The following is a 12,070-nucleotide window of genomic DNA, read 5'->3' as shown; positions in this document are numbered from 1 at the left end:
AATACTTTCATGGTGCTTTCCTGTTCGAATGATTTCAAAAAAACGGGACGCGCCGCACGGGGCGCGTCCCGAAGACGGTGGGCTCGCCAACCTTGGAATACGCGCGGCCCACGCCGGGGGGAACGTCGTCAGAACTTGTAGCGCATGCCCAGGCCCAGCTCGGTTTGCGACGTGAAGCCGTTCGCCTGCGAGGCCTTGTAGGTGCCGGTCGTGCTCAGGCGGTCGGCCGCCAGGTAGAACTCGGTCTGCTTGTCCAGGTGGTAGAAGATCGAGCCGTACAGCGTCTTGCGCTTGCCGGTCGCGACGCCCTTGATGCCGCTGGTGTCGGCGAACGCGTTCTTCACGTACGTGCCGTTGGTGCCCGCGTTCTTCGCGCTCATGACCTGGTAGCCGAGTTCGTAATCCCACACCTTCGAAGGCGCGAACTTGGCCGACAGCGTCCAGGCGTTGTCGTGGCGATCCCCGAAGCCGCCGCCCTGCTGGGCGGTGTAGTGGTAGTAGCCGGCGTTCAGGCGCACGACCGGCGTCACGCGCACGTTGCCGCCGATCGACTGGCTGCGATGGCGCAGCCCGGCGACGTCGGCCTGGGTGGCGAAGCCGGCGACCGTGAAGTTGGGGCCGTTGTAGGCCAGCGAACCCGTCACCGTGTGATTGGAATTGGTCGGGTCTTCCTGCTTGCCGGCGAACTGGTAGGCCAGGCCGGAAACCACGTTGCCCCATTCCTTCTTCCAGACCACGCCGCGGTCGTAGCGGGTGCCGGTCGCGCTGCCGGCGTAGAAGATCAGCTGCTTGAAGTTGTTGTTGTTGGTGTAGCCGCCTTCGTCCAGGCCCGCCTTGTCCGGGCCGTAGGGATCGCCGTACACGCCGGACGCGGCCGGATCGCGCGCGAGCGCGTTCTGGCGGCCGAACGTGAGCTTGCCCAGCGACTTGCTTTCCAGGCCGAGCCACGCGTCGCGGTTGAACAGCACGCCGTCGGTGTCCATGTTGCCGGTCTGCGATTCGAACTCGCTTTCGAGCTTGAAGATCGCCTTCAGGTCGTCCGGGCCGCCGGTCGAGTGCGAACCGGTCAGGCCCCAGCGGTTGCCGCTGAACCAGGCGACGCCCGGCGAGAATGCCTTGTCACCGGCCTTGTCCGCGTGGTTCTTCGAGAACAGCGTGATGTCGATCAGGCCGTACAGGGTCGCCGTGTTGGCGCCGCTGGAGACCGACAGGCCCTGTCCCGGCGTCGCCTGCGCGGCGACCGTGCTGGTGTTGCTCTGCTTCGCCTGCTCCGCGGCGGCCTGCGCCTGCTCGAGAGCCGCTTGTGCCGCGCGCGCGGCCGCCTGCGCCTGCGCCGCCGCCGCTTGCGCCTGCGCCAGCGCCTGTTGCAGCTCCTGCGTGGTCTGCGCCTGGCCCGCGACGGAGGCGAGCCCCAGGGCGCCCGCCAAGATCAGTTTCTTCCTCGTCATCTGTGCGTCTCCAAGAGAGTTGATTGAGGGCGCGCCCCGCGCGCCCGGGTGTCCCGTGGCCGTCGGCCGACGAGACCCGCGCGAATCTAGGGAAGCCCAGCTTTCGATCCGCTTTCGATGCGCGAATGCGATCGGCCGTGTGATCGCGAGCCCACACCGCACCCGAGGGATTGCCCGCAGACGGCGCGGCTGAAAGCGGGCCGAAAGATTCATTGCTGTACGCTCGGGAGGGACCCACCATCGGCTGCGGGCGCGCGAGACGCCCATCGAAGAGGAGACAACCATGGGCCGCGCTTTTCGAATGCTCGCCGGCGTGCTTGCGGCGGGGGCCGTGCTGCTCGCATGGCCGCTGGCCGCCGTGGCCGCGGAGAAGACCACCCTGATCGTGGCCGGCTCGGACAAGCAGATCTACCTGCCCGCGACGCTGGCCCAGCGCCTGGGCTTCTTTCGCGAGCAGGGCCTGGACGTGGAACTGCAGACCGAAACGTCGGGCGTGAGCGCGACCGACATGTTGCTCGCCGGCGCAGCGCACGGCGTGATCGGGGGCTACGACCACACGATCGACTTGCAGGCCAAGGGCAAGTCGGTGCAGTCGCTGGTGCAGTTCACGATCGCGCCGGGCGAGGTGGAACTGGTGGCTTCGCGCGCGTCGGCCGAGATCCGCTCGCCGGCCGACTGGGCCGGTCGCAACCTGGGCGTGACCGGTCTGGGCTCGTCCACCAGTGTCCTCACGCGGTACCTGGCGTTGCTGCACGGTGTCAGGCCCGCCGACCTCAGGCTGATCCCCGTGGGCGGCGGGGCGACCTTCATCGAGGCGATGCGCCGCGGCCGGATCGACGCCGGCATGACCACGGAGCCCACGGCGTCACGGCTGATCGGCTCGGGCCAGGCGAAGCTGCTGGTGGACCTGCGCACGCCCGAGGCCACGCAGAAGGCACTGGGGGGCCTCTATCCCCTCGCGTGCCTGTACGTGCGCACGGACTGGCTGGTGCAGCATCGGGAACAGGCGCAGAAGCTGGCGAATGCGCTGGTGAAGGCCCTGCGGTTCATCAGCACGCACACGGCGGCGCAGATCGCCGCGGAACTGCCGGTCGAGTACTTCGCCGGCGAGAGGGACGTGTACGTCCAGTCGCTGGCCCAGAGCAAATCGATGTTCACGCCCGACGGCGTGATGCCGCCCGCCGGCCCCGCGTCGGTGCTGCGCGTGCTTTCGGCAGTCAACAGCTACGTGCACTACAGGACCATCGACCTGTCGCAGACCTACACGACGGAGTTCGTCAACGCGGCGCGGTGACCGGGGCAACGCCGCTGACGTATCCTCGGGCCCGTCATGCGCGTTCTCCTGATCGAAGACGATCCCGTGCTGGGCGGCGTGATGGTTCGCAGCCTGGCCGCCGCCGGGCACCGCGTCGACCTGGCGACCAACATCGAAGACGCAGGCCACTGGTGGCGCGTGCAGTCGTTCGACGCCGTCCTGCTGGACCTGAACCTGCCGCAGCGCGATCACGCGCGGGCCAGCATGGGCAGCGGCCTCACGATCCTGCGGGCGGCGCGTGCGCGCGGTGACCGCACGCCGGTCCTGATCCTCACGGCGCGCGACCGGACCGAAGAGCGCATTGCCGGGCTCGACGCGGGCGCCGACGATTACCTGGGCAAGCCCTTCGACCTGGGCGAGGTCGAGGCGCGCCTGCGGGCGCTTGCGCGCCGCGCACACGCGACCGATGACCGCGTCGCGGTCGGCCAGTTGTTGCTCGACCGGCTCGCGCGCCGATTCTTTCTGGCCGGCGAGTCGTGGGACCTGCCGGCGCGCGAGTTCGAGGTCCTGCGGGAACTCATGACGCCCCCCGGGCGCGTGGTCAGCAAGCGCGAGTTGTCCCTCAAGCTCTCCGATGCGCACGACGCGCTGGGCGACAACGCGCTCGAATCGTTCATCTCCCGGCTGCGCCGCAAGCTCGCGGGCTCGGGCGCGGCGATCCGCACCTTGCGGGGCCTGGGCTACGTGCTCGAGGAGGAGGCGTGACGGCCAAGCCGAGCCTGCAGCGCCGCATTGCGCAGCACGTCCTGGTGCCGCTCGTGTTCACCTGGGCGGTGGGCGCGGCCATCGCCTTCGGCATCGCCGAGCATTTCGCGGTGCAGGCGTTCGACCGCGCCCTGCTGGACGACGCCTACGAGCTCGCTTCGCACGTGCGGGCGGACCGCGGCCGGCTCGAGCTCGTGTTGACCGCGCAGGAGATGAACGCGCTGTTGTTCGACCAGACCGAAACGCAGTACTTTGCCGTGCTGCGAACGGACGGCTCGCTCATCGCGGGGCACGCGGGACTGCATCCGGCGCTGCTGGCGAAAGGCGGCGAGCACGAATTCCGGGACTTCCTGCTCGAAGGCAGGCCCGTGCGTGCCGTGAGCCTGCGCGGCGACCAGCCGCAGCCGTTCATCGTCGTCATGGCCCAGACCACGACCAGCCGCACGCACCTGGTGGGTCGCCTTCTGGTGTACTCGGCCCTTCCGCAGGCCATGCTGCTGGTCGTGCTCGCCTGGTGGCTGCGCCGGCGCATCCGCGGCGACCTGGCGCCGCTCACCGGCCTGCAGGAGACGATCGAGCTGCGTCATGCCGCCGACCTCTCGCCACTGCCCCCGGCGGTGCGCGAGGCGAGCTCGAGTGACGTCGAGCGGATCGCGCAGGCGATCGATTCGCTGTTCGCGCGGCTGGCCTCGGCCCTGCGCGGCCAGCGCGAATTCGCCGGAAATGTCGCCCACGAGCTGCGCACGCCGCTCGCCGGCATCCGTGCCCAGGCGGCCTTCGCGCTCGCGCAGCAGGACCCCCAGGTCTGGCGCGAGCAGCTGGCAGGCATCGCCCAGGGCGAGCAGCGCGCCACGCGCCTGGTCGACCAGTTGCTGGCGCTCGCGCGCGCCGGCGAGGACCCGGCCACCGTGGACATGGAGCCGCTGGAGCTGCAGGCGCTCGCGCGCGACGTCCTGCTGCGCTTCATGCCGAAGGCGCGCGCGCAAGGTGTGGATCTCGGCGGTGAAGGCATGGACGAAGTCGTGCTCGTGCGCAGCAACCGGGCGCTGCTCGAAGGCATCCTCAACAACCTGCTGGACAACGCGTTGCGCTACGGCACGAACCGGCCCGAGCCGCGCGTGACGGTCGCGATCGCGCGCACCGCGCAAGGGGTCGAACTGGCCGTCACCGACAACGGCGAGGGCCTGCCGGCGGGTGACGCCGGGCAGCTGACGGCGCGCTGGGCGCAAGGCGAGCAGGGTCACCGTGCCGGCGAAGGCGCCGGCCTCGGCCTGGCGATCGTCGCGCGCTACGCGCAGCTGCTGGGCGCGCATTTCGCATTGCAACCCGCGCCGACCGGCGGATTGCGCGCAAGCCTCGTGCTGCCGGCCAGCGACTGAACGGCGCACCAGCCGGCGCAGGTCAGGCTCCGATCAGGTGACCTGCACTAGTGTTCTGTCGCTCCTGCGGCAATCACGCCCGCCCGCAGCGCGCGCGACTTGAACAACCCCGTCTCCCTCACGATCACCGGCCGGCACGCCGCACGGCACGACACGCATCCGGCTGCCGTCGCGGCGGCCGCGATGGCCGCGTTCGCCGCCTGCTGGCTGGCCATCCTCGCGGCTTCGAGCCTCGTGCCGCCGGTGGACAACATCGAGCAGCTGGTGTGGATGCGCGCCTTGCAGTGGGGCTATTCCAAGCATCCGCCGCTGCCGACTTTCCTGCTCTGGTGCGCCGCCCAGTTCTTCGGCGCGTCCAAGTGGACGACCTACGTGCTGGGCGCGGCCATGACCCTGGGCGGCTTCCTGATCCTGTGGCGATTGCTGCTCGAACTGCGCGGCCCCACCTATGCGGCCATCGCGATCCTCGCCGTCCTGTGCATCACCTTCTACAACGGTCGCCTGTACTACTACAACCACAACACCGTTCTGATGCCGCTGGTCGTTGCCAGCGCCGCCTTGTGCTGGCGCGCGTTCGAGCGACGCGAGTTGCGCTGGTGGATCGCGCTGGGGGTCGTGCTGGGCCTGGGCGCCTTGGCCAAATACCAGATTGCCATTGCCGTCGCGTCCCTGGCGTGCTTCTGGTGCACGCAGCGCGGATGGCGCGACCCGGTGCACCGCACGGGCGCCCTCGCCGCCGCGCTCGTCGCGCTGATCGTCGTCACGCCGCATGTCCTGTGGCTGCGCGAAAACGGTTTCGGCCCGATCGACTACGGCGTTCGGCTCTCCTTGGACGGTGACCTGCCTGCGCCGATGCGCGCATTCGCCGCGTTGAACTGGTTGGCCGACGAGTTGCTCAACCGCGCCGCACCGGCATTCGCGGTGCTGGCTCTGGTGTACGGGCTCTTTCGCGCCCGGCGCACGCGTGCCGTCCCGGCGCTTGCGTCCGCCGCACGAACACGCGATCGAGTGGCTCGGGCGCTGCTGCTGTCCTGGGGCGTCGTTCCCCTGGCCTCGGTCCCGATCCTCACGCTGGCCTGCGGCGTCGATCCGCAGGCGGAGTGGGGCACGGCCTTCCTGGCGTTCGCCGTGCCCTGCGCGATGGAGCTGCGCCCGCAGGCGGCGTGGAATGCCGTTTCCCTGCGCGGCGCGCTGAAGGTCTTCGCGGTCGTGCAGGTGCTGCTGGCCGCGCAGACCGTGCTGACATCGCCGATCGGCGTGCCGGCGCTCATGAACACGCACTGGCGCGCTTTCCCCGTCGACAAGTTGAAGGATGAAGTGGCCGACGCCGCGCGCGCGCGGCTTGGCGGACGCATCACCGTGGTGGCGGGGCCGCTCGGCGAAGCAGGGGCGCTGGCGCTGGAGCTTCCCGAGCACCCCGCCGTGCTGGTCGATGGTCAGTACGACGAGAGTCCGGGCGTGGACGAAGGGCTGGTCGCCGCGTGCGGCGCGCTGGAGCTCTCGCACGAGATGGAAGACGATGCGCGACCCGTCGGGCCGGACTTCCGCGATCTGTACTGGCGCGTCCGGTTGCCCGATCCGGCCGCCGGGATCTGCAATGTCCCGCAACCGATGCGGCAGGACCTGCTGCTTTCGTCGTCGAGGGTCGCCCGGCGCTGACCAGGCGCGCCGGGCCCCTCGAATCATCAGAACACGTACTTCATTCCGACGCTCACGCCTTGCAGGTGGGCGCCCGCCCAGCAGCGCGGTCCATTGCCGTTCGGATCGAAGCCCGAGGTGTCGGGGTTGCTCGCATCGTGACAATCGGTGGTGACGCTACGGCCGCCCGCACCCAGGTCGTAATGGGCATCGGGATGGTTCTTCGTCGTCGCGTAGTCGACGTACCAGCCGAAGTTCCTGTCCACCTGGTGCTTCCAGGCCACCGTGAACATGTTGGCCGAGTTGTCGGGGTTCGCGCCGCCGGCCGTGTTGTGCGTTCCCGGATCGCCCGGCGAGCGGCCGGCGTGGGCCCAGCCGAAGTGCACGCTGTCCTGCGCGCCGATTTCCTGGCTCAGGGCGAACCAGGTGCCTTTGCGCGTGCGCTCGTTCTGGAACATCAGGTAGTCGGGGAGCTTGCGCTTGAGGCTCTCGTAAATCCCGCTGATGGTCGTGCCTGTCGAGCTGAAGCGGTACTGCGCGCCCACTTTCCAGGCCGACTCGTCGGCAACGTCGTTCGCGTCGAACGTGGGCAGGTCGCTCGTGCGGTTCACCTGCCGGTGCATCTCGTACGCCGCGGTCGCGTAGAGGCCGCCCGTGCGGTAGGCCGCGCTCACGCTGTATGCGGTGCCGAACGAGCCGTCGTTGCAGGCCACGGGTGTGCCGCCGCTGCCGGGCACGTTGCCGCCTGCGCAGTCGCCTTCGCCGGCCGCGAGGTTGCTGTTGTCGCTCGCGCGGCTCTGGCCGGGCGAGACGAGCGCGTTGACGGTGAAGCCGCTCCAGTCCGGCGACTCCCACCAGACGGCGTGGTCCAGGCGCGTGCCGAACTCGACGCGGTTGTCGCCGCCCGTGTTGCCCATGATGACCGAGTAGTCGCCCCACATGCCGGAGAACGGGTTCATCGCCGACGTCGAGTTCTTGTAGGGCGCGTCGGTCTTGCCGACCTTGACCGCGCCCCAGGCGGGCGACGCCAAGCCGATGTAGCTGTTGCGCGAGGTGAGCGCGCCTTTCACCGCGCTGCTCTGGTTGCTGTTCGACTGGCTGTAGCCGGATGTCGAGGACACGTCGATCTGCGTTTCGAGCTGCCAGACGAACTGCGCGGGGAACGCGCCCAGCGACTGGTGCCCGCGAAGGCCGACATACGAGCTGTTGCTCGAGATGTCGGCCAGCCAGCCCCGCTTGCCGGCCGGCGTGCTGCCGTCGTCGGCCACGAATCCCGCGAGGCCCTTGGTGGCCGAATCGAGCGACAGGTCCAGGTTGCCGTACAGCTGCACCTCGCCGCCGCGCGTGAGGAACACGACGCCGTTGCCGGCCTTGCGCTCGAGGAAGCTGCCGCCGTCGGAGGGCGACGCTGCCGCCGGAGCCTGCGCCTGGGGCGCCATCGTGTCGACGCGCGCCTTGAGCGCCTCGATCTGCTTTTGCAGCATTTCGATCTGCTGCTTCATGTCCTGCGCGGTCTGCGCGGCCGCCAGGCCCGGAACGACGCCTGCGGCGACGGCACAAGCCGCGGCGATGAGAGTCTTTTTCACCAGTTTCCTTTCGTCGATGTGCCCGCACGCATCGGAGGTGTGCGAAACGCGAGCGCCGCATGTGTAAGTCCGCGCGCGATCTGCTCGACTTGATCGCAATCAAGAACGCGGGATTGCCCTGAGCGACAAAACACTTCGAAAAAAAAGATGCGCGCGAAACATCGAAAACACGATCCGAAGTCAGGTGCAGATCAGGGTCGATGGAAAAAACTCGGGAGCGGCGCGGCAGGTTCCGCATGAACAGGAGAGACCATGAAAGCAGCGATTCGGCTGATGAACCTCCTGGTCAGGCAATGTGGCCGGGCCATCCTGTTCGTCGTCATCAGCGGTGGCGTGCACGCCGCGGGCTCGTGGCTGGACCATCCGGTGAACGACACCGCCACCGGCATCTGGAGCCGGCGCAACCAGCACGTGCTGCAGGAGCTGGCGGTGATCGGGGTCGCCGGTGGCGCGCTCTGGGAAGGTGCGGACACGAGGTGGGGTCGCACGTTCTGGCAGTCGGCCGATTCCATCCTGTTGGGCCAGGCGAGCTATGCCGCCGTGAATGCGGCAACCGGCCGGCTGCGGCCCAGCCAGAGCCCGGACCCGAATGAGTGGTTCAAGCATGGCCACAGCTTTCCCAGCGGCGAGGTGACCCTCGTCAGCTCGGCCGTTGCTCCCTTCGTCTTCGAGTACGGCGCCGAACATCCAGCCGTCTATGTGCTGGAACTGCTTCCCGCGTATGACGCCGTGGCGCGCGTCAAGTCGAGGGCCCACTGGCAAAGCGACGTGATCGCAGGCTGGGCCCTGGGCACCGGCGTGGGCTACTACATGCATGCGCGGGCGATTCCCTTGACCGTGCAGGTGTTGCCGCGCGGGCTCTCGATCGGCTGGCGGCATCGGTTCTGAACGCAACTCGGGGCACATCGCGCATGCGGGACTTCATACAGGCATTCGGCGGCATGGTGGGCGTCGCGCTGATCGTGATCGTCGTCGCGGCCGTGGCACTCGGACTGGATTGGCTGCGGGTGAAGCTGGGCGAAAAGCGACGTGGCGGGGCCAAGGACGGAGCGCCGCGCTGATTGGCGGCGGCTACGATTCGCCGATGCTGAAGCGCATTCGACAGGGCATTCGCCAACTCGGCCCGGGACTCATCACCGGTGCTGCGGACGATGATCCCAGTGGCATCGCCACCTACTCGCAGGCCGGTGCGCAGTTCGGGTTCGGCATGCTGTGGACCGTGGTGTTCACGCTGCCGCTCATGGCGGCGATCCAGGTCGTCAGCGCCCGCATCGGTTACGTGACCGGGCACGGCCTGGCCGCGAACATCAAGCGTGCCTTCCCGCGGCCGGTGTTGCTCGCGGTGGTCGGCCTGCTGGTCGTCGCGAACACGCTGAACATCGCCGCCGACTTCGCCGCGATGGCCGAAGCCCTGGCCCTGATCGCGGGCGGCTCGACGCACGTGTATGCGATCACCTTCGGCCTGGCCAGCCTCGTGCTGCAGGTCTTCCTGCGGTACTCCACGTACGTGCGCTGGCTGAAGTGGCTGACGCTGGCGCTGCTCTCGTACGTGGCGGTCGTGTTCTTCGTGCACCTGGACCCGGCGCAGGTCGCGGTGCTGGTGCTGCATCCGCGCATCGATTGGGGCAAGGATGCGCTGCTCATGATCGTCGCCGTGTTCGGCACCACCATCAGCCCCTACCTGTTCTTCTGGCAGGCGGCGCAGGAGATGGAGGACAGGCGCGAAGGCCCCGGCGAGCCGCACACGCCGCGCGAGGTGCGGCGGCATTTGCGACGCATCAAGTGGGACACCAACATCGGGATGACGTTCTCCAACCTGATCGCCTTCTTCATCATCCTGTCGACCGCGGCGACGCTGCACGCGGCGGGCGTGACGAACATCGAGACCTCCGCGCAGGCGGCGCAGGCGCTGCGGCCCATCGCCGGCGACCACGCGTTCCTGCTGTTCGCGATGGGCATCATCGGCACCGGCATGCTGGCCGTGCCCGTGCTCGCGGGCTCGGCCGCCTACGCCGTGGCCGAGGCCGCCGGGTGGGAGGGCAGCCTGAGCCTGCGCCTCGAAAAGGGCGAAGGGCAGGGCTTCTACGCGGTGGTCGCGGCCGCCATGGTGGGCGGCGTGATCCTCTGCTTCTCGCCGATGAGCGCCGTGCAGGAACTGTTCTGGTCGGCGGTGCTCAACGGCATCGTGGCCGTGCCGATCATGGCCGTGATGATGCTGCTGGCCAGCCGCCCCGACGTCATGGCCGGGCACGCCATCGGCCGGCGCCTGCGCTCGCTGGGTTGGGCCGCCACCGGGGTCATGGCGACCGCCGTGGTCGCCATGCTCGTCACGGCGGTGTGAGCCAACGGGCCGGATCGCCTGCAGAACCGGAACCTGCCGCGCGCAGAAGCCGCCGGAAGGTCGGACACTCGCTGTGGCTCGCGGCCGGGCAGCGGGCGGCATGGCGCAATCCCTTGCTCATCGCGACCAGGCGCCGGACCATCGCGTCGAGCTCGTCGGCCTTGGTCGAGAGCATGCGGCGGTCGATGTTCGGCTTTCCGTCGGGGCAGAACATCGTCCGGATCTCGTCGAGCGTGAAGCCGGCCGTCTTGCCCAGCGCGATGAGCGCGAGCTGGTCGAGCACGCGCGGCTCGAAGCGCCGGCGCAGCCCCTGCCGCCCGACGGAGGCGATCAAGCCCTTCTCCTCGTAGAAGCGCAGCGTCGATGCCGCGAGCCCCGATCTCCTGGCCACTTCCGCGATATCCATCCACAATCCCTTGACTTCAAGTCAACTTGAACTCGTATCCTGCAGAACCCTCAACGAGTCGTCAACCAGGAACGCCATGCCCCACACCCTCGCCTCCTTCGCGGCACAGGTCCGCGACGTCCTGCAGAAGCAGAACTCTCCCGCCGGCCGCGACAAGGTCGCCGCGCTGCTGCGCGACGTCCTGCAGGACCGTGCATTCGTCGACAGCCTCTTCGACGAGGGCTCTCCGGAACGCAAGGTGATGTACGAAGACCCGCAGCTGGGCTTCTGCATCCTCGCGCACCGCTACACCGGCGCGAAGGACGGCCCGCCGCACGACCACGGGGGATCCTGGGCCATTTACGGCCAGGCCGACGGCGAGACCGTGATGAGTGACTGGCAGCCGTTGGAGGCGGCAGTGGCCGGCCAGCCGCGCAAGGTGAAGAAGCTGCGCGAGTACACGATGTCGCCGGGCGACGCGCATGTCTACAACGAGCAGGACGTGCACGCGCCGAGCCGTGCCGGCCCGACCCGCCTGATCCGCATCGAAGGAAGGAACCTCGAGGGCGTGGCGCGCGGCAGGTATCAGGCCGTGCAGGCTTGAGCGGGCGCTCGCGCAGTCCGCTTCCCTGAACCGGTCAGGGCTGCAGCGACAGCGTGTAGCCCCAGGAGTCCAGCCGGTGCGGGATCGCGTTGAAGGCCAGCGTGATGCGCGCTGCGCCGAGGTTACGCGGCACCTCGTGCAACAGGTAGCTCGGGAACAGCAGCAGGTCGCCCGGCTGCGGCGGCGGGGCGACCCACTTGTCGGCGTTGAAGGCACCGGCGCGCGTGCCGGCGTGCGTGTTGCGCAGCGTGAACTCGCTGGCGCCCAGCCCGCGCTGGAAGACGGTGCGGGCCGAGTCGTCGCATTCAGTGAGGTAGACCACGCCCGAGACGAAACTGTTCGCGTGGTTGTGCAGCGCCTGCTGCCCGCCAGGTCCCAGGACATTGACCCACATCTCCTTGACCAGCCAGCGCAGCTCCTCGCCCAGCAGCTGCTCGCCGAAGGCCTGGACATGCGGGCCCAGGCGTTCGACCAGCGTGTCCAGCGCCGGGTGCTCGCCGGGGCCCAGCAGGCGCGAGTGCGCGAGCTGCATGGACTTGTCGTTGCCTACGTCCGCGACCGCCGCCAGTGCCTGCGCGAGCGCACCGGCCTGCGCGGCATCGATGACGCCGCGAACGCGGCCGACGGGGATGGGAAAGAGCCCGAAGATCTCGGTAGCCATGGTGCGCG

At 69.0% G+C, this 12,070-nt stretch carries 12 protein-coding genes; 8 read left to right on the top strand and 4 right to left on the bottom strand.

What is annotated here, in order from left to right; all coding sequences use genetic code 11:
• Nucleotides 1-128: 128 nt before the first annotated feature.
• Nucleotides 129-1,448 carry a porin gene (locus tag AC3EF3_RS15580; protein WP_488533057.1) on the bottom strand — a complete coding sequence of 440 codons (1,320 nt, stop codon included), beginning with the start codon at nt 1,446-1,448 and terminating at the stop codon, nt 129-131.
• Nucleotides 1,449-1,731: 283 nt separating this feature from the next.
• On the opposite strand from AC3EF3_RS15580, the gene AC3EF3_RS15575 reads away from it, so the two are divergent.
• From AC3EF3_RS15575 to AC3EF3_RS15560, 4 genes are all read left to right on the top strand, one after another.
• A complete protein-coding gene (locus AC3EF3_RS15575; protein WP_488533056.1) occupies nt 1,732-2,742 on the top strand; it encodes an ABC transporter substrate-binding protein in 1,011 nt (336 codons plus the stop codon).
• 36 nt (nt 2,743-2,778) lie between these two features.
• The gene (locus tag AC3EF3_RS15570; protein WP_488533055.1) at nt 2,779-3,468 is read left to right on the top strand and encodes a response regulator transcription factor; all 690 of its coding nucleotides are present in this window, start codon (nt 2,779-2,781) and stop codon (nt 3,466-3,468) included.
• Nucleotides 3,465-4,847: a sensor histidine kinase gene (locus AC3EF3_RS15565; RefSeq protein ID WP_488533054.1), complete on the top strand. Its 1,383-nt coding sequence runs from the start codon at nt 3,465-3,467 to the stop codon at nt 4,845-4,847. The genes AC3EF3_RS15570 and AC3EF3_RS15565 overlap by 4 nt, the downstream gene beginning before the upstream one ends.
• A 99-nt stretch (nt 4,848-4,946) precedes the next feature.
• The gene (locus AC3EF3_RS15560; protein WP_488533053.1) at nt 4,947-6,506 is read left to right on the top strand and encodes an ArnT family glycosyltransferase; all 1,560 of its coding nucleotides are present in this window, start codon (nt 4,947-4,949) and stop codon (nt 6,504-6,506) included.
• A gap of 26 nt (nt 6,507-6,532) precedes the next feature.
• On the opposite strand, the gene AC3EF3_RS15555 is transcribed toward AC3EF3_RS15560, so the two are convergent.
• A complete protein-coding gene (locus AC3EF3_RS15555; RefSeq protein ID WP_488533052.1) occupies nt 6,533-8,071 on the bottom strand; it encodes a porin in 1,539 nt (512 codons plus the stop codon).
• A 252-nt stretch (nt 8,072-8,323) separates the two neighbouring features.
• On the opposite strand from AC3EF3_RS15555, the gene AC3EF3_RS15550 reads away from it, so the two are divergent.
• From AC3EF3_RS15550 to AC3EF3_RS15540, 3 genes are read left to right on the top strand one after another with little or no spacing between them, the layout of a single operon-like run.
• On the top strand, nt 8,324-8,959 hold the full coding sequence (locus AC3EF3_RS15550; protein WP_488533051.1) for a phosphatase PAP2 family protein: 636 nt from the start codon (nt 8,324-8,326) through the stop codon (nt 8,957-8,959).
• Between the two features lie 23 nt (nt 8,960-8,982).
• A complete protein-coding gene (locus AC3EF3_RS15545) occupies nt 8,983-9,132 on the top strand; it encodes a hypothetical protein (RefSeq protein ID WP_488533050.1) in 150 nt (49 codons plus the stop codon).
• 23 nt (nt 9,133-9,155) lie between these two features.
• On the top strand, nt 9,156-10,412 hold the full coding sequence (locus AC3EF3_RS15540) for an NRAMP family divalent metal transporter (protein ID WP_488533049.1): 1,257 nt from the start codon (nt 9,156-9,158) through the stop codon (nt 10,410-10,412).
• Here AC3EF3_RS15540 and AC3EF3_RS15535 read toward each other — a convergent pair.
• On the bottom strand, nt 10,399-10,818 hold the full coding sequence (locus tag AC3EF3_RS15535) for a helix-turn-helix domain-containing protein (RefSeq protein ID WP_488533048.1): 420 nt from the start codon (nt 10,816-10,818) through the stop codon (nt 10,399-10,401). The two genes, AC3EF3_RS15540 and AC3EF3_RS15535, sit on opposite strands and share 14 nt — an antisense overlap.
• A 76-nt stretch (nt 10,819-10,894) precedes the next feature.
• Between AC3EF3_RS15535 and AC3EF3_RS15530 the strand changes: the two genes are divergently transcribed.
• On the top strand, nt 10,895-11,401 hold the full coding sequence (locus AC3EF3_RS15530; protein WP_488533047.1) for a hypothetical protein: 507 nt from the start codon (nt 10,895-10,897) through the stop codon (nt 11,399-11,401).
• Nucleotides 11,402-11,435: 34 nt separating this feature from the next.
• Here the strand turns inward: AC3EF3_RS15530 and AC3EF3_RS15525 are convergent, their stop codons facing one another.
• The gene (locus AC3EF3_RS15525) at nt 11,436-12,062 is read right to left on the bottom strand and encodes a TIGR02466 family protein (protein WP_488533046.1); all 627 of its coding nucleotides are present in this window, start codon (nt 12,060-12,062) and stop codon (nt 11,436-11,438) included.
• Nucleotides 12,063-12,070 lie beyond the last annotated feature (8 nt).

The organism is Ramlibacter sp. GS1-15 (assembly GCF_057785015.1).
This window is presented reverse-complemented; position numbering and strand designations above follow the sequence as displayed.

Excerpts from the sequence above, each read along its gene's own strand:
- AC3EF3_RS15530 (WP_488533047.1), top strand. The coding sequence starts at position 10,895 with ATGCCCCACACCCTCGCCTCCTTCGCGGCACAGGTCCGCGACGTCCTG.
- AC3EF3_RS15540 (WP_488533049.1), top strand. The coding sequence starts at position 9,156 with ATGCTGAAGCGCATTCGACAGGGCATTCGCCAACTCGGCCCGGGACTC.
- AC3EF3_RS15575 (WP_488533056.1), top strand. The coding sequence starts at position 1,732 with ATGGGCCGCGCTTTTCGAATGCTCGCCGGCGTGCTTGCGGCGGGGGCC.
- AC3EF3_RS15535 (WP_488533048.1), bottom strand. The coding sequence starts at position 10,818 with ATGGATATCGCGGAAGTGGCCAGGAGATCGGGGCTCGCGGCATCGACG.
- AC3EF3_RS15580 (WP_488533057.1), bottom strand. The coding sequence starts at position 1,448 with ATGACGAGGAAGAAACTGATCTTGGCGGGCGCCCTGGGGCTCGCCTCC.
- AC3EF3_RS15525 (WP_488533046.1), bottom strand. The coding sequence starts at position 12,062 with ATGGCTACCGAGATCTTCGGGCTCTTTCCCATCCCCGTCGGCCGCGTT.
- AC3EF3_RS15570 (WP_488533055.1), top strand. The coding sequence starts at position 2,779 with ATGCGCGTTCTCCTGATCGAAGACGATCCCGTGCTGGGCGGCGTGATG.
- AC3EF3_RS15545 (WP_488533050.1), top strand. The coding sequence starts at position 8,983 with ATGCGGGACTTCATACAGGCATTCGGCGGCATGGTGGGCGTCGCGCTG.
- AC3EF3_RS15550 (WP_488533051.1), top strand. The coding sequence starts at position 8,324 with ATGAAAGCAGCGATTCGGCTGATGAACCTCCTGGTCAGGCAATGTGGC.